The following is a 16,781-nucleotide window of genomic DNA, read 5'->3' as shown; positions in this document are numbered from 1 at the left end:
AACACCGTGCTGAACAAATTCCGGGAGTTGCGGGCGCTGAACGCCTTTGCCAAAAAGCAGAGCGTGGGCATGCAGAGAAAACTGATGCTCTACTGGGTGTCCATGATCCTGGTGGTCTTTGCGGCGGTGATCCTCCTTCTGTCCATCGCCGGGGCCTTTTCCCAAAACGACGAACAGCTCCATGAGGTGATGGAGCTCCAACTGAAAAATACACAGGATAGCCTGGCCAGTCGCCTGGATCGGCTGACCGCCCAGAGTCTGAATCTCTCCAAAGAACTCAGCCGCGAGATCGAAGGGGAGCTGGTACGGGAGGGCATTTCACTGCAAGAGGTCAACGATGACCCGGAGCGGCTGCTGAAGCTGCAGCAGATCATGTACCCGCTGGTCAATACCACCCTCCAGACTGCCAACTGCAACGGTGCATATGTGATTTTGAATGCGACTGCCAACACTACCCTGGCAGTGGCAGACCACTCCAGAAGCGGCATCCACCTGCGCTATTCCAACCTCAGCACCAACAGCCCGGTTACTCCTACCGTGGTCTACTTCCGCGGTATCCCGGATATCGCCCGGCAAAAAGATCTGGAGCTGCACAACCGGTGGAATCTGGAATTTGACACCGATCAGATTCCGGGATGCCGGGAACTGATGGACACGCCCCTGGATCGACCTTCGCAACGCTACTTCTGGTCCCGCCGCATCGACCTGAAGGGCACCTGGGAATCCGCCATGCTGCTGTGTGTCCCCATTGTGGGCAGCGATGGTACTGTATACGGTATCTGCGGCGTGGAGATCAGCGCGCTGTACTTCCAGCTGTCCTATCCTGCGGCGGAGGGACAATTCGGCTCCGCCGTTACCGTGCTGGCTCCCATTCAGGACAGCCGTTTCCTGCTGTCGGACGGATTGGTGGGCAGCGTCAACGGCACATACCTGGACGGTCAGGAGGCTCTGGCCATCCATCAGGGGCGATACTATAACGAGTACGACACAGGCGCCGAGCGATATATCGGCCTGCATCAGACCATCCCCATTTCCAAGGGGGATGCCGAAGATACCGTCTGGGCCGCAGCCATCCTGATTCCCCAGGACAGCTATGCGGCATACACCGCCGAAGTACAAAGGACATGGGTCATCGCAGCCCTGGTGTTGCTGGTGGTGCTGCTGGCCCTCTCCTTCTTCCTGGCACGGAGATTTGTACGCCCTATTACCGACAGCCTAAAGCTGTTCCAGCAGGGAGAATTGCCGGAACAGGGTCTGTCCTCCGGGATTTCGGAGGTGGATGAACTGGCGGAGTTTCTCAACGCCCGGGCCCGGAACCAGCGTCTGGAGCAGGGGGAACTGCCCCCCAACATCGCAGAGCTCTTCGACCAGTTTGTGGCGCGGAAGGACTTGCTGACAGAGGCGGAACGGAACATCCTCCGCTACTATATCGATGGACATGAGATCGCGGACATCCCGGATCTGGCGTTTATCAGCATGAGCACGGTCCGGAAGCACAACCGGAGCATCTATGAGAAGCTGGGGGTCGCCTCCCGGGACGAGCTGATGCTCTACATTGATCTGCTCCGCCGCTGCGGAAGGTTACAGGAGCTGTTTTGATACTCGGCCAACAACATAGCAAAGCGCACAAAACCAAAGAAGCGGTTTTGTGCGCTTTCTCTATTATCCAATGAATACCTTTTGTGAAAAGTAGGTAAAAGTATCCGGCAGACCATATACGCCCGCCCCTGCTCCTGTTATAACAGGAGCAGAGAGGAAAGGAGGCGCGCCCTATGACAAGCTTGTTGTTCGGTCATCTGGAGGATTGCTCCACGCCCCAGTATTTCTGCTTTTCCGTTCGCTGCGAGGTGTGCGGAGAATACTGGTACAGCAGCAGCATCCCCTTTTCCAAAGCGGCGCAGGCGGTCCGGCACCCGGAAAAGAAGGAGCTCTATGACGCCATCTACCAGCGGGAGAAGGAGCGGGCCAAGTCGGCCGCCGGACAGGAGGCCAGGGAACGATTCAGCCAATGTCCCATCTGCCGGCAGCTGGTCTGTGACGCCTGTTTCCTCATCTGCGATGAGATGGACCTGTGCCGGGAGTGCGCCGAGCGCATGAAGGAACCCGGGGAGCCGGTGGCGACATGAAAAAGCGATGTTCGTTCCTTATGCTGCTGTGTCTGCTGCTGACCGGATGCAGCGCGGCAGCTTCCGGCGGGCATCTGATTTCTGCGTCAGAGGGCTCCGGAGCATACAGCGAGGTACTGCTTCCATTTCTCCCCGGGTATACGCTCCAGGAGGCGGAGGACACCCTCTATGCGGAGGTGTCCCGGGGCAATGCCGTGGCCTGCTTCGATGTGCAGGCCGTCCCGGCTATGGCCCGCGGGGTTGGCCGGTATTGGTATCCTCATGCATCAGCCACGGTGGTCCTGGCGGTGGACCGAACCCGGACGGACGCGGTCATCACCGGCTGGAACAGCCTGCGGGAAAGCGGGATCCCCGTGGGCATGAGCAGCTTCTCCGTCATCCGCAATATGATGGCCATGGGCGCCCTGTCCTATGGGCTGGACCGGAAGGAGCCGACGAAACGGGATGCCCTGGATTTCCTGGAATACCTCTGCCGGAACGGAGGATTTGAGCTGGACGGGTCGGACGCCCCCATTCTGATCTGTCTGGACTGTGAGGCCGCCGCCTGGAACCGCAGCGGCGGAACTTATGAGATCATTGTGCCGATAGAGGGCACACTGTCCTACCGCATGGGGCTGCTCTCCGATGTTCCCCTGACCTTGGAGCCGGGGCTGGATGAAGCCCTTCTCGCTGCGGGTCTGCCCCTGGCGGGCGGAGAGAGGCCGGCTGACTTTCCTGACGATTACCGGTCGGCCCGAACTCTGGGCGAGGAGGACTACGACCGGTTTCTGGCCATCACCAGGGACAGCAGCCGGGATCTGCGCCGGCAGGTATTCCACACCCGGCTCTATACCACAGCCGACCTGAGAGAGCATATTTTATCCGCCCTGCTGATTGTCGTCGCGATCCTGCTGTGGAAGGGAACGGTTTCCCACCGGATGATCCGTCGGGATGTCCGCCGGGTCGTCATTGTGATGAGCTGGCTGATGGTGGGATGGCTGCTGCTGCGCCTGCTCAAATACCAGCTGCTGTCGGAAGGCACTCTGTGCCGGCTGTGCTGGTATGGCTATTACCTCTTTCAACTGGCCCTGCCGGTGGCACTGCTGTATCTGGCGGAGATCCTGGACCGGGAAGAAGGGGAAAAACGGCTGTTGCGCCCCCCGTGGCCGCCCCTTGTGGTCTATGCCCTCTCGGTGCTTCTGGTCATGACCAACGACTTCCATCAGATGGTATTTCGCTTCACACCGGGTGGAAACTGGGTCTCGGACTACCATTACGGCCCTGGATATTGGATCGTAATGGCCTTCTCTCTTCTGTTTCTGATATCCGCCCTCTGGAACCTGCTCCGCAAGGGATACAGGATCCATAGCTGGAGAGGCCGCATCCTCCCGCTGCTGTTCTGCGGCGTCTTGCTGGTCTATCTTGCCGCTTATATCAAGCGGGTGCCGCTGGCCTGGGAGAGCGACCTCACCGTCAACATCTGCATCCTGTCGGTCCTGTTTTTTGAAGCGGTGCTCCACGGGGGGCTGATTCCGGTGAATATTCAATATCAGCGTCTGTTTACGTCCGCCCCCATCCGGCTGACGCTGCTGGATGAGAATGGACGCACCGTCCTGTCCTCCCCCGGCGTCCGCCCCATCTCCCACTCCGTCTGGCAGCGGCTGCGGACGGACATGCACCAGCCCCTGCTGCGGGACAGAGATACCCTGTTCCACGCTGTTCCCGTCCGCAGCGGCATGGCCGTATGGCAGGAGGATCTGTCTCAAATCAACCGGCTGCGCAGAGAAATTCAGGATGTGCAGGCCCGTCTGGAGGCCGCCAACACCCTGCTGCGGGATGAGGGCGAAGTGAAAAAGCGCCTGCTGACCGCAGAAGCCAACCGGGCCCTGTTTGAGCAGCTGGACCGGGATATGGAGCGTCGTGTCACATCTCTGGCACATCTTATCGAAACGTTGCCGGAGGCGGAGCATCCCAGGACCCTGACCGCTTACATCACCCTGTGTCTGTGCCACATCAAACGAAGATGCAATCTGTTCTTCCTGGCCCGCCAGGGGGAATCCCTCCCCAGCGAAGAACTGGGCATGTATCTGGACGAGTTGGCGGAACTGGCTCGTTATGGGGGATTAAAAATCCTGATCCGCTGCGGTCAAACGGATGCTCTGGAGATTCGCAGCGCGGCGGTGTGCTATGATTTTGCCTTTGAGACCATATCCTGGACGCTGCAGGAGGAGGCCTCTCCGCTGATGGGCTATCTGGAGGCGGAGGGTGCCCAACTGGTGTTCCGATTTCTTCCCGGCGGTGATCCCGGGCGGTGGCAGTTCTCCCGGGAACTGACGGACGCTGTGGCTGCCTTGGGCGGGCAGATCATATGCAAGGATCTGGACGACGCCTTCGGGATCTGCCTGTCGGTGCCTTTGGGAGGTGATGCTTGTGGCTGAATTTTACCGGTTCCCCCAATGGATACTGACCGCATTGGTCATGATCGTGGCACTATGCATCGTGCTGCAGACCCTGACCGTCTCCTACAGCTTTCGCCGCCTGCCTGCCGGCTGGGCGTACAGGGCGGAAAATGGCATGGAGTGTGCTGTCCTGGCAGTTTTGTTTCTCTTTGCCGCGCTCCTCGCCCAGGTGCAGTACGGCCTGTACGGCGACTTTCTGATTCCCAGCGCTTACTGCCTTGCCCGGCAGGCGGCCTTTCTGCTGTGTGCGGTGTTGAGCGCTGCCGCCGCCGCGGGCACAGAACTGATCTGGCCGTTTTTCGTCATCGGGGGAGCGGCGGTCCTGCTTCCTTTAACAGAGGCGATCACCGGAGCCGCCTATCCCTTCTTTTTCCTGGCAGCACTTTTGTATTTCCTGCTGCGCAGCATCCATATCTGCCTGATTCGCCGGCGGGAACTCTATACCTGCATCTCCTCCATCTCCGTTAAGGAGGCCATCGACACCCTGCATACCGGACTGCTGTTCTTCCGACGGTCGGGAGATATTCTGCTGTGCAACCGCCGGATGGACGCTCTGGCCCGGCAGCTCACCGGGCAGCCTCTTCGCAGCGGTCTGGAATTCCAGCGGTATCTGGAGAATGGGGAGCTCCAGGACGGCTGTATCCGGGAGGCGCTGGGGGATCAGCAGGTGTTCCGCCTGCCCGATGCCTCCGTATGGAGCATTGCTGCCCACGCCATCCCCATGGGCCGCCGGACCTGCGTCCTGCTCACCGCCGACGATGTTACGGAGCGATGGGACGCGGTGACGCTGCTGGCCCGGCAGAACGAGGCCCTGGAGCAACGGGGCCGGGAACTGCGCCACACCATTGAGCATCTCCAGGCCATCTGCGAGGCGGAGGAGATCGCCCGGAGCAAGGGGCGGGTCCATGACCTTTTGGGGCAGCGGATCAGTCTGCTGCTCCGGACCCTGCGGGACGGCCAGCAGCCGGACGAGACTCTGCTGACGGATTTTGCCCGCAGTCTTCCCTCAGCCCTGCGGGAGGACGATACGCCCTCTCCCGCCCGCCGCCTGGCGCTGCTGCGGGAGACCTTTCAGGGCTTGGATGTGTTGGTGGAGGTCCGGGGAGCGCTGCCGGAGGACGAGGCAGTGGCAGGTGCCTTTGCGGAAATCGCCGTGGAGTGCGTCACCAATGCCGTGCGCCACGGCTATGCCACCCGCGTCCAGTTCCACCTGTTCCACAATGACTGCTGGCGCATGACGGTCACCGACAACGGCATTCCCCCCGCGGGACCTATCCGGGAGGGGGGCGGCATCGGCGGGATGCGCCGCCGGATCACGCAGTTGGGGGGCAACATGGAGCTGTATACCGTTCCCCGGTTCCGGATCGAACTGTCTGTTCCAAAGGAGGCTGAGCAAATATGACGAAAGTGCTGATCGTGGAAGACCACGCATCCATGCGGGAGTCCCTGACCACGGCGCTGACGGCGGCGGGGGACTTTTCTGTGGCAGGAGAGGTGCCCAATGCCGACTACGCCCTGGATTTCTGCCGCCACCTGCACCCCGACCTGGTGCTGATGGACGTCTGTACGGAAGGGGGCGCCTCCGGATTGAAGGCGGTGGAGGCCATTCGCAAGTCCGATGAAGAGATCAAGATCATCGTTATGACCGCCTTTGACGAAATCACCTACATCCCCCGGGCTAAAGCCGCCGGGGCCAACGGCTTTATTTACAAAAGCCGCAGCCTGAACGATTTTCTGGAGGTGGCCCGGGCGGTGATGGCGGGGGGCAGTAGCTTCCCGGAGCCCCGGACCATCCCGCTGCCTCAGGGGGAGGCCCCGCTGACCGACCGGGAGATGGAGGTGCTGCGGCTGATGTGCAAGCATATGACCACCAAGGAGATCGCCCGGGAGCTGTTCATCAGTGAGAACACCGTGAAGTACCATAAGATGAATATGCTGGGCAAGACCGGCTTTTCCAAAGCGGTGGATCTGGCCTTCTACATGATCTCCAACGGCTGGATCAATCCGCTGTATTAGAGAATATCTGTTTTCCGTCCACCGGCTTTATGCCGGTGGATGTTTTTTATCAGAGCAAAACTACCCGCTGCGGGTAGGGTGCAGGCAGGAAAAAACACTATAATAAAAGTATCATAGAGCATCCACAACGCCAAAAGAAAGAGAGGTCTCCATGAAAAAGCGAATCTCTCCGGGATGCCCGGGAGGATTATGACCAGGTGGGAAACGAGACGGCGGCTATGCAGGCTCAGATGGGCATGGAGCAACCGGAAAACGCTGCATATTTGTTTTCAGGATGTGTGGTGTTTTGATGCACATTACGTTTTATTGAGTGAGAAGGAGGAAGCATCATGGCATTTTGTCAGAATTGCGGCGCACAGTTCAGCGAAGGAGCAAAGTTTTGTCCCAGCTGCGGCACACCGGTGCAGGCAGTGGAAGCACCCGCGCCGGTACAGCAGGAGGCGGTTCCCGCTATGGCGGCAGCACCGGCCCCTGAGCCGGTTCAGGCTGCCGCTCCCTCAGCAGTGATGGAGCAGGAGCCTGTCCCCCAACAGCCTGCACCTCAGCAGCCGGTGTACCAGCAGCCCGAGCCCCAGCAGCCTGCACCTCAGCAACCGGTGTACCAGCAGCCTGAGCCCCAGCAGCCTGCGCCTCAGCAGCCGGTATACCAGCAGCCTGCTCCTCAGCAGCCCGCGTATCAGCAGCCGGTGTACCAGCAGCCTGCACCTCAGCAGCCCGCGTATCAGCAGCCGGTATATCAGCAGCCTGCACCTCAACAGCCGACGTATCAGCAGCCAGTGTACCAGCAGCCTGCGCCCCAGCAACCGGTGTACCAGCAGCCGGTATACCAGCAGCCTGCGCCCCAGCAGAGCCCGTACCAACAGACGATTCCGGGCAATCCCCTCACTGAGGAGCAGACCAAGAAGGGACTGGCGATCCTGGCGTATTTCGGTATTTTCTTCCTGATCCCGCTCTTCGCCGCCAAAAAGGGCTCCTTTGCCAGATATCACGCCAACCAGAGCCTGGTGCTGTTCATCTTCATGGTGGTGTTCAACGTGTTGTCCACCGTGCTGGGCAATATTCTCGTCAATATCAGTCCGCTGCTGACTCTGGTGGTGACCGGCGTCTTTTCACTCCTTGTGTTGGTCCTCTGCGTGTTTGCCCTCATCGGCATTATCCACGCGGCAAAGGGCCAGAGAAAGCCTGTGCCCATTATCGGCGGCATCACGATCATCAAGTAAGCAATACGGGAACACGCAGGGCGATGCAGATGCAAAGCCTGCGTGCCTTTGGAGGGGATGCCGCCTCTTTGACGTGGGGCATCCCCTCTTTCTCGATCCATCCCTTGGGAAAGGAGAACCCAAATGAAAAAGATGCTACTCACTGTACTGCTGCTTCTGCTGCTTACGGGATGCAGTATGCCAAACCTCTTGGGGGGAAAGCAAGCAGGCGAGGCCCCCCCGGAGGAGCCTTCGCTCTCTGTAAACGATCCGGAAGACGAAACACCGGAAAAGCCGGAGGCTGACAGACCGGAGGTCAGCGAGCCTGAAACCGGCAAGCCGGAGAAACCCAAAGCTCCGGCAGAGCCACCGTCCCCCGCCGCACTGGAGACCGACGGAGAGAAACCCTCGGGGGAGGGGGAAACCGGCGGCAGCCAGCAGCAGGGGACCTTTGACGCCGCCCAGGCGGTGACCGTAGAGGCCGTGGACGGCGGGATTCAGGTGATCTTTGATGCGCTCCCCCAGACGGCCGGGGACGTCGAGGCGCTGCTGGAGTGCTATCCCCTCAGCGACCCCCGACACGCAGGGGCGTTCTTTATCGCCTCCCTGGTGCGCTACGTGGACTCCGCCGCCGACGGCCTTGCCATGATCGACGTTCTCCGGGGGCCGCGGCCCATGAACGGCATCGACCAGAACTTTATCAGGGACCGCCTGCGGGACAAGGCCTATCTTCCCGGGGCGTATTTCGAGGGGGCTGCGCCGGAAAACGACTATACCCCCGACACCCCCTGGACCCTGGTGGTATATGACGATTCCATGGAGGCAGAGGAGGGCTTCCGCTATATCCAGGTGACCACCACCGGCGCGGACAGCCGGCGGCGCATCACCCTGCGGGAGAAGGACGGCCAGTATTACCTCTGGGAGTACTCCAACGTACTCACCGGGATCCGGCTGCCTGCCTCTCTGGACCCGTGGAGCTAAGGAGGATGATTTCCCATGAGCAAAATACATAGATGGGTGAGCGGAATGCTCACCATAGGGCTGGCAGTTTCCGCCCTCTCCGGCTGCGCCGCTTTGGAGGCGTTGAAGGAGATCCGGGGGGACCCGGACAACGACACCACCCAGACCCACAAAGACAAGCTGCCAGCGGGCAGCCGCGACCCCTCCGGCAGCAGAGCCCCTTCCTCTGACGGCGCTCCCACCGGCCTGGAGGATCAGGCGGACGGAGAGGAGATCATCCCCTTGGAAGAACTCTCTCTGGAGATGCTGCAGGAAGAGATCATCCAGAACGGCGGCTCGGCCGGCATCGCCATTATCGGTTACGTGGACAGCCAGAGCACCGAGGCCTTCCTGCGGGAGTATGTTGCATACTCCTACGTCGGAGGGAAGCGTTTCTTCCTGCAGGACGCAGATATTGTCATGACCGAAGGCCAGGAGCTGTACGCCGTGGTTCCAGCCACCCCTGAGGGGACGGTGACCGTATACGCCTCCAGTATAAGCGAAATGGGAGAGTATGTGGATGACAGCACGCCGCTTTATACGGGAGATCCCGGCGAGGCCGTGATCGTGCTGTGCAACATCAGTGAGATCTACTCCAACGTGCTGGTCTCCGTCTCCGACGGCTTCAGCGCCGTCGCCTTCCGCCCCGGCCTTTCCGGCATGGACGGCCATGTGGCGGCGGAGCCGGGGGTATATGATTTCTCCATCTATGTAGATGAAGCCGACCAGGCTACCATTCAGCGTGCTCAGGAGAAGCTCATGCAGCTTGCGGACGTCAATGCCGCCGTCCAGCAGGGGATGACGCTTCTCTACGGCTGGACGGATTATGTGTGCGGTCACGTCTCCCCGGTGTTTGCCCTGGGCAGCATGGACGGCGAGTTCTTTGAGCCGCAGTATTTTTACGCAGTGGCCGATGACGGCACCATCTCCGTCTGCGGCGCCCAGGAGGACATATGGCGGACTTGGGGAACGTGACGGCCTGAGAAAGCTGTTTTTTTGGAGGGAGTGTGTTCATCATGAATGAGAAACCGAAAAACATGGCCAACAAGCCGGAAAAGAAGAGAAAAAAGATCGGTAAATACGATATCCTCGCCCTGCTCTTTGGCCTTGGAATGCTTGTGGCCGGGATCGCCGGCATTGTGACCAGCTTGGCCGCCGACGACGATTACGATAATTCCACCGACATCCGGACGGTGGACGCCGTGATCGAAAAAATTGAACGCAGCGAAAAAGTCATTGGGGAAAAGTCCAAGGGCAACAATAAGCTCATGGTAGATAATATCGATACCTTCCTTGAGACGCTCCACAAGATGAAGGTCTCCTTTGTCGTGGACGGGGAGACCTATCAGGGCTGGTATAATGTCACCACCTACTCCGACAGCCAGGAAAGTGATCGATTCTACCATCAGCTCAAGGCCGGCGACACCATCTCCGTTGAGGTCTACAGGAGCCGGAACGGAGAATACAAGATCGCGGACCCGGAAAGCCCCGTCGACTTCCTTTACTACTGCATAGCCATCCCCATAGGGTTTATTGTCACCGCAATCTCGATCTACGGTATGGTCCGCCCGGAGGTGGAGACCACCAACGGAAAGAGCAAAAAACACGGTAAGGGCAAGCAGAGTCAAACACGCTGAGACGGCAGACAGGACGGTGCTTTTATGAACTTTTGGGAAGCGGCGTTCATGGCGGCCATGGTCACGGTGACCCTGATCGGCTTTGCTGCGAATAAGATCCTGGATGTGGATTTTACCGTCTTTTTCAGGCGGAACTGGAAGAGCACCAAGTGCAGAAAAATGCTGGCCCAGCGGAAGGGTCCGTGGCAGGGAACCACTGTGCAGGGCGAGATCCGGAGAGCTTTCGACCTGGTATTGCTCCCCCTGGGAAAGGCGGACAAGGGGCTGCTCCCCGCCCGGATGGACAGAAATTTCCGCAGGCGGATGGAGGGACAGATCGAACTTTTAGAGCGGCGGAAGCTCTGCCGGGAGATCCGGATGACCGACATAATCCCCCTGCCCAAAAACGCCTTCCGGCACTGGAGCGACGACGGCCGTGAGTGGCGGGAGTCCGTGCTGCAGTGCAGCGCCCTGGAGCGCCTGCTCCCAAAGGAAGGCGGCCGCCCCGTCCATACCGTTTACCGCAAAAACGCCCGTCTCCGGCTGCTCCAGTCCAGGCACATCCGCAGCTGCGACCGCGCCGGAAAGCAGAAGAGCTACTACGCCGACAAGGCGACCATCAACTGTCCCTCCTGCGGGGCGGAGGTGGAGCTTCGCAGCCAGCAGACGGTCTGCCCCTACTGCGGCGGCGTGATCCAAAGCGATTTCTACGACTGGCAGACCGAGTCCTTTGGGATGTATGAGCAGATGGGGGCCAATCAGGAAAAAGCGCTCTGGCTGCTTGCCTGGGGCGGGATCCTGTATGTCTGCCTGTTCCTTTGCCTCTGGCTCATCCAGGACGCCATGATCTCCCTGGCGGTGGGGGTAGGCGCTGCGGTCCTCATTTTGGCGGCGGTGATCGCCGTGTCCACCATCACCTACGGAAAGCAGGAAAAGCTGGAGCAGGAGATCGTCCGCTACTCGGAGAACTATCTGCGCTCCTGCATCAGCGAGGCGCTGTATCCGGAGGGAAACCATCCCGACCGGATGGACTACAGCGTGGGCACCATCCGTTTGAAGCAGGTGGTCAACACCGAGGAAACCACCACCATCACGGTTCAGGTGTACATCAGCGAAACCCATCTTCCCCAGGGGAGAAAACCCCATACCAGGAAATACAAAAGAACGCTTGTTCTGCAAAGAGCCCGGTATCCCCAACGGAGAAAACAGGACGGCAAGCTGTTCACGGAGCGGGAGTGCCCCTCCTGCGGCGCGAATTTCGTGCCGGACGAAAACCACTGCTGCACCTTCTGCGGCTACAGTTTCCGGGTGGACAGCGCCAAATGGGTGGTGCAGACGGACCGGGTATAAGAGAAACGGGGTATTTCGGAAGAAAGACTACCCGGTGCGGGTAGGGCAATGGGCACAAAGGGGCGCTACAATAAAGTCAGATATCCAAAGTGCAGGGAGGTGGGGATACTGAAAACAGTGCTGCTCATCATGCGGCGGGCGTCGCTGGCCCAGGGATTGATGGCCAAGGTGCGGGACGCCCCCGGTCTCCAGCTGTGCTACGAGCCGGACTATGCCAACGCGGATGTGGCCATCCGCAGCCACCTGGCCACTGGGGCGCTGCTGGAGGTGGCCGAGGACGGCGCCCAGGACATCGGCTATTGTCTGGCCCTGTGCGCATGGCTGCGGGAGGTCACGCCCCACTGCCGACTGATGCTGATGTGTCCGGAGGGCCAGACGGAGGCTGTCCACCGCGCCATAGAAGCCAAGCGGAAGGGCGAGATTGACGATTTTGTGTTTTACGACGTATCTTTGGATTATCTAGCCGCCAGCCTGCAGTCCCTTTGAGGCGTGCAGAGAGTAATTTGAAAAGGAACAAAAGTAAAGGAAGATGAACATGAACACAAACACGACAAAACGGGTATTCACATTCATGATGGCTCTGGCGATGATTGTCACCCTTGCGGCCTGCGGCGGCGGCAATAGCCCCGCCGGTACGTATGAACTGTCCAAGATGGGTGACGGCAGCATGGAAATGACTGTGGAAGAACTGTCTGCGATTTACGGAACAGAGGTCGGTTCCACCTTGGAACTGGCAGAGGACAATACGTTCACCTGGGATATGGGCCTCCTGGCCGACGAGGAGGGAGAGGTGTACAGCGGCACCTGGGAGCTGGACGGCGACTCCCTGACCCTGAACATAGAGGGCGAGGAAGCAGCCTGCACCTATGACGGCAAGACCATCGTCATTGATATGGAGGACGTGATCTTGACCTATGAGAAGCAGTAAGCTTTCACAAAAAGTTCCGGCGTATACAGCAAGCGGAGCGGCAAATGCCGCTCCGCTTTTTTGCGCTTTGCCTCAAAAACTACCCGCTGCGGGTAGGGTGGAAAACGGCGGTACCAAGTAAAATGAACCCATAAAGGAGCGCAGCGGGACACCATTGGAAAGAAAAGAGGTGTTGTCATGCAAGTAATTACAAGCAGCAAAGCCGCAGTGTTGGCACTGTACGGCAGAAGGAAACGGTTTTGGATGTCTGCATTGTCCTTGGTGCTGATCCTCTGTCTCGCGGCCTGCGGTAGTCCGGAAGGCGAGGAAAACGGAAAAACTCCGCCGGATCCTTCCGACAGCGGAACGCTCTCCGGCGCACCTCCTGCGGAGTTGTCCGCTGACGCGCTGAGCGGTACTTACTGGACGGCTGTGCAGCACGAATCCTACGACGACCTGTACGACAGAACCAATGTAAGCCGGATGCCCACAGACAAGTGGTGGGCAGATCTCTTTCTCTACGAGGACGGAACGACACAGTTCCGCGAGGTGCTGGGCGATACCTTCAATCTCTATCTGACCGACGGGATCTGGTCCCTGGGGGCGAACAACACCCTGCATCTGACAGATGCCGGCGGTAATGCGGATTACAACCTGTCCGGCCGCTTTGAGGATGGCCGCCTGATATTGGAAACCGCCTATGGAGATACGTTCTATCTGGAAAAGACGGAGCGGCCAGCGCCCGGTGGTGAGCTGTGTCCGGCAAATCTGGCCGGGACATGGCGAATGACCGGATTGGAGGAGAATGGCCGCCTGTCTGATGCACGCGAGAACGGGGTTGCCTCCATCCTGCTGTTTTCATCCCTCTGGAGCGATCTGGACGGCGGCAGATATACCCTGCAGGCAGACTACTATTTTGCAAGTTCTCTTGACACGGAAGAGCCGGAATACCGGCAGGCATCTGATCTTTTGCTGAAGCCTTTGGATCAGCCTTTGATGGACGGGATCCCCAACGAGGTATGGAGCGCCCAGCTGCTGGAAGAGTCCACGGGACTGGAGTTGTCCTTTACTCTGACCGACCCGGACACGCTGTACCTCCAGGAGCATTCCCGGCGCAATGGCTCCCAGGTAGTCCGAACCGCTGTCTATGAGCGGGAATATAGCTTCTTCCCGGAAAGTTTGCAGCTCGCTTTGTATGAGGAGCCGTCTGACAGCCTGATTTTCTACTGGACCAACCCGCCGGAGGAGGTCCGCACACCGCTGGAGGCGATGGCCGTCACAAAACTTGAGGAAAACGGACGGGACAAGCTGTTGCTGGTGGGACGCTGTTATGAAACGCAGATCCAGTTCTGCACAGGGGAGGGGATCTGGGATGAGGACGGGATCCTCCTGGATTGGGAGACAGATGAAACGCTGTACGACGGGACCATCGGCATGGACGAACCGCTTTGGTTCTCTCTGACGATCCCTGAAGGGATGCCGAATCTGTGCCTGCACATGAAGCGCTCCTGGGATGATTGCTGGTATCTCTGGCCCATTACCGATGCCGGCGGGTATCTTGTAAACGGATGGACGTTCCTGTCCTCTTGAGTGGGCAGGCAGGGGCGCATCACACAGTTTCAGCGGGAAATATTCAAAAAGAAAAGGAGATGGAACAGCATGAAAACGAGTAACCCGAAAGCAAAAACAGCCAGAAGATTCTGGAGCATTCTGCTCAGCCTTGTGATGGTGCTGACAATGCTCCCCACCGCGGCGCTGGCGGATGAGCCGCTGATCGGCACATTTGGCATCCAAGTAAATACCAGAAAGGGCGGCGTGGCTATCCCTTCCCCCGAAACCTTTACCTTTGAAATCACGGACAGGGTGGAGTCGGGGACGCCCAAGCCTCTCTCTGATTACGGCATTACGGTGCTGGACCAGTTAGAGGTTGAGCTAACTGATTTTGAGAATACACCAAGGCCTTCCACCACCATTCGCGTTCAAGTCGATCCCGCGAAGGTCAGAGAAGATAACGGGTGGACCAAAGAAAGCCTCCCCTTGGAAGGCCGGGAGTATTTTAGGAAATATCTGAACCTGAAGCAGCCGAATACAGCAAAGCCCGGATGGACCTGCGATACGCGTGAGATGGTTATGCGCATTGCATATTACCCTGCAACTGCGGATCTGGATGCGGAGTTAGGCATCAGGATCTATGAGAGCGGCGACGTCTTCGCAACAACAGCTAATTTCAACAACACCTACACAAGCAACATCGTGAGCTTCCCCATCACCAAGATCGTGGAACTGGGGGCAGGCACGGCGGCATGTCCCGAGGAGACCTTCTCCTTCAAATTCAATGATAATCCCTTTGCATACGGCATTACGGTACTGGATCCCCTAGAGATCACGGCCGACGGCACGGCCAGCGAGTATACGGAATCTTTCAGGCTGGAGATCGATCCGGATCTCATCACGGTAGACACCGGATGGACCGAAAGTATAACAGGGGGCAATACCCGGCTGGAAAAGAGTTTCCGACTGACCGAGATCAACGACGGTGCGCCGGGATGGCAGTATTCGGATAAGACCTGGGTCGTGATATTCACATTTACCCCCACGACCAAGGACATCATGATCCAGTCCGCTGCCAGCGGCACCGATGCTTATGGCCCCATCAAGTTCACCAACACCTATACCTACACTGAAGGCCGTTACGAGTTCCCCTTCACCAAGGTGGTAAAGCTGGGCGGCAACACCGCTCCGGGCCGGCAGGCATTTGAGCTGGAGATCTTCGATGCTCGGGGTGTTGGCTCTGCGGACGGCCTCTATACCGCCACCGTCGAGACCCGCGGCGCAGGCAGCTATGAGGGCAGCCTGATCATCTCCGGCCCGGCGGAAGAGGTGGAAAACCTTGTTAACGAGGATTTCTACGTCCGGGAGAAGAACACGGGAGAGGCAAACTGGACCTATTCCGACGCGGTGTGGCACGTGACGCCAGACCCCGACAATCCCGGAAACTTTGTCATCGTCTCCACCACTCTGCAGCACAGCGAGAACGGCGACTACTATGTGGATGCCGGAGCTCCGGCAGATCGGATGACCTTTGAAAACACCTACACCTACAACACCAGTTCCGGCGGCCACGATGACTCCGGCGCCACGATCATCGTAAAGAAGACGGACCCCGCCGGGACACCCCTTTCCGGCGCAGTCTTTGCGCTGAACAACAGCCGGGGCGACGCCGTGTACGAGGCCACCTCCAATTCCAGCGGCGTGGCCCGGTTCACTGATGTCAGCAACGGTACATACACCCTGGTGGAACAATCCGCCCCCGAGGGCTATGTGATGTCCGAGGAGCGCTATGAGCTGGAGGTCCGCGGCTCCCGCGTCACCATGGACGGCAAGACTTACTCCCCCGTGACCTTTGTCAACCGTCGGATCGCCGAACTCAACCGCAAAGACCATTTCCCCTTCCTGATTGGCTATGCCGACGGCACCTTCGGTCCGGCGCGGAACATGACCCGGGCCGAGGTGACTACCATGTTCGCCCGCCTGCTCACGGAGCAGATCGAGGCGGATAAGACCTATACCAACACCTTCAACGACGTGCCCTCCAGCTACTGGGCCGCCAACTACATCGGATATATGCAGCAGTTCGGGATCGTGACCGGCTTCTCCGACGGAAGCTTCCGCCCCAACGCGCCTGTGACCCGCGCTCAGTTCGCCGCCATCGCCAGCCGTTTTGAGAAGTTGACTGAAGGGACCAAGAGCTTTACGGATGTTCCCTCCACCTACTGGGCGGCCAAGTACATCAACTTTGCGGCCACCCGCGGCTGGGTCACCGGCTACGCCGACGGCACGTTCAGGCCTGCAAATCCGATCACCCGCGCCGAGGTGGCGGCCGTGACCTGCCGGCTGCTGGAGCGCACGGCCGATCAGGCCTATGTCCGCAGCCATCTCAGTCAGCTCCGCACCTTCCGCGATATGAGCGAAAGCCACTGGGCTTACTGGTATGCGATCGAGGCCGCCAATGGCCACGACTATACCAAGGCCGGAAGCGGCGAGACCTGGAGCCGGGTCCATTCGTGACCAGCAGCTGCAAACAAAAGCCGATGGAGGGATATCCTCCATCGGCAGGCCTGTCACAATGT

At 59.2% G+C, this 16,781-nt stretch carries 14 protein-coding genes and 1 pseudogene; all 15 read left to right on the top strand.

The genetic code is table 11. The features are described 5' to 3' along the window. Positions 1 to 6 precede the first annotated feature (6 nt). The gene (locus ACVDHE_RS01015; protein ID WP_458885320.1) at positions 7 to 1,599 is read left to right on the top strand and encodes a helix-turn-helix transcriptional regulator; all 1,593 of its coding nucleotides are present in this window, start codon (positions 7 to 9) and stop codon (positions 1,597 to 1,599) included. 173 nt (positions 1,600 to 1,772) lie between these two features. Further along, the gene (locus ACVDHE_RS01010) at positions 1,773 to 2,126 is read left to right on the top strand and encodes a hypothetical protein (protein ID WP_458885319.1); all 354 of its coding nucleotides are present in this window, start codon (positions 1,773 to 1,775) and stop codon (positions 2,124 to 2,126) included. Next, the gene (locus ACVDHE_RS01005; RefSeq protein ID WP_458885318.1) at positions 2,123 to 4,543 is read left to right on the top strand and encodes a histidine kinase N-terminal 7TM domain-containing protein; all 2,421 of its coding nucleotides are present in this window, start codon (positions 2,123 to 2,125) and stop codon (positions 4,541 to 4,543) included. Before ACVDHE_RS01010 ends, ACVDHE_RS01005 begins: the two co-directional genes overlap by 4 nt. Further along, entirely contained in the window at positions 4,536 to 5,966 is a 1,431-nt protein-coding gene (locus ACVDHE_RS01000) for a hypothetical protein (protein ID WP_458885317.1), read from the top strand. Before ACVDHE_RS01005 ends, ACVDHE_RS01000 begins: the two co-directional genes overlap by 8 nt. Continuing rightward, a complete protein-coding gene (locus tag ACVDHE_RS00995) occupies positions 5,963 to 6,580 on the top strand; it encodes a response regulator transcription factor (protein ID WP_458885316.1) in 618 nt (205 codons plus the stop codon). The genes ACVDHE_RS01000 and ACVDHE_RS00995 overlap by 4 nt, the downstream gene beginning before the upstream one ends. A 329-nt stretch (positions 6,581 to 6,909) precedes the next feature. Beyond that, a pseudogene (locus tag ACVDHE_RS00990) lies at positions 6,910 to 6,978 on the top strand (zinc-ribbon domain-containing protein); the annotation flags it as partial. A gap of 54 nt (positions 6,979 to 7,032) precedes the next feature. Next, the gene (locus tag ACVDHE_RS00985; protein ID WP_458886199.1) at positions 7,033 to 7,800 is read left to right on the top strand and encodes a DUF4870 domain-containing protein; all 768 of its coding nucleotides are present in this window, start codon (positions 7,033 to 7,035) and stop codon (positions 7,798 to 7,800) included. Between the two features lie 123 nt (positions 7,801 to 7,923). Beyond that, positions 7,924 to 8,760, top strand: a complete 837-nt coding sequence (locus ACVDHE_RS00980; protein WP_458885315.1) for a DUF6935 domain-containing protein — start codon at positions 7,924 to 7,926, stop codon at positions 8,758 to 8,760. A 15-nt stretch (positions 8,761 to 8,775) separates the two neighbouring features. Further along, a complete protein-coding gene (locus tag ACVDHE_RS00975) occupies positions 8,776 to 9,753 on the top strand; it encodes a hypothetical protein (RefSeq protein WP_458885314.1) in 978 nt (325 codons plus the stop codon). Between the two features lie 41 nt (positions 9,754 to 9,794). After that, the gene (locus tag ACVDHE_RS00970; RefSeq protein ID WP_458885313.1) at positions 9,795 to 10,415 is read left to right on the top strand and encodes a hypothetical protein; all 621 of its coding nucleotides are present in this window, start codon (positions 9,795 to 9,797) and stop codon (positions 10,413 to 10,415) included. 24 nt (positions 10,416 to 10,439) lie between these two features. Then, positions 10,440 to 11,744: a zinc ribbon domain-containing protein gene (locus ACVDHE_RS00965; RefSeq protein WP_458885312.1), complete on the top strand. Its 1,305-nt coding sequence runs from the start codon at positions 10,440 to 10,442 to the stop codon at positions 11,742 to 11,744. Positions 11,745 to 11,792: 48 nt separating this feature from the next. Further along, a complete protein-coding gene (locus ACVDHE_RS00960) occupies positions 11,793 to 12,230 on the top strand; it encodes a hypothetical protein (protein ID WP_458885311.1) in 438 nt (145 codons plus the stop codon). Positions 12,231 to 12,279: 49 nt separating this feature from the next. Beyond that, positions 12,280 to 12,672, top strand: a complete 393-nt coding sequence (locus tag ACVDHE_RS00955) for a hypothetical protein (protein ID WP_458885310.1) — start codon at positions 12,280 to 12,282, stop codon at positions 12,670 to 12,672. A 243-nt stretch (positions 12,673 to 12,915) separates the two neighbouring features. After that, positions 12,916 to 14,241, top strand: coding sequence for a hypothetical protein (locus ACVDHE_RS00950; RefSeq protein WP_458885309.1), 1,326 nt, complete (start codon positions 12,916 to 12,918; stop codon positions 14,239 to 14,241). Between the two features lie 69 nt (positions 14,242 to 14,310). Then, on the top strand, positions 14,311 to 16,719 hold the full coding sequence (locus tag ACVDHE_RS00945; RefSeq protein ID WP_458885308.1) for an S-layer homology domain-containing protein: 2,409 nt from the start codon (positions 14,311 to 14,313) through the stop codon (positions 16,717 to 16,719). The last annotated feature ends 62 nt before the right edge of the window (positions 16,720 to 16,781 follow it).

The sequence above is a fragment of the Dysosmobacter sp. Phy genome, assembly GCF_054476235.1.
The sequence above is the reverse complement of the archived record's forward strand: the minus strand, read 5'-3'. Positions and strand labels throughout refer to the sequence as shown.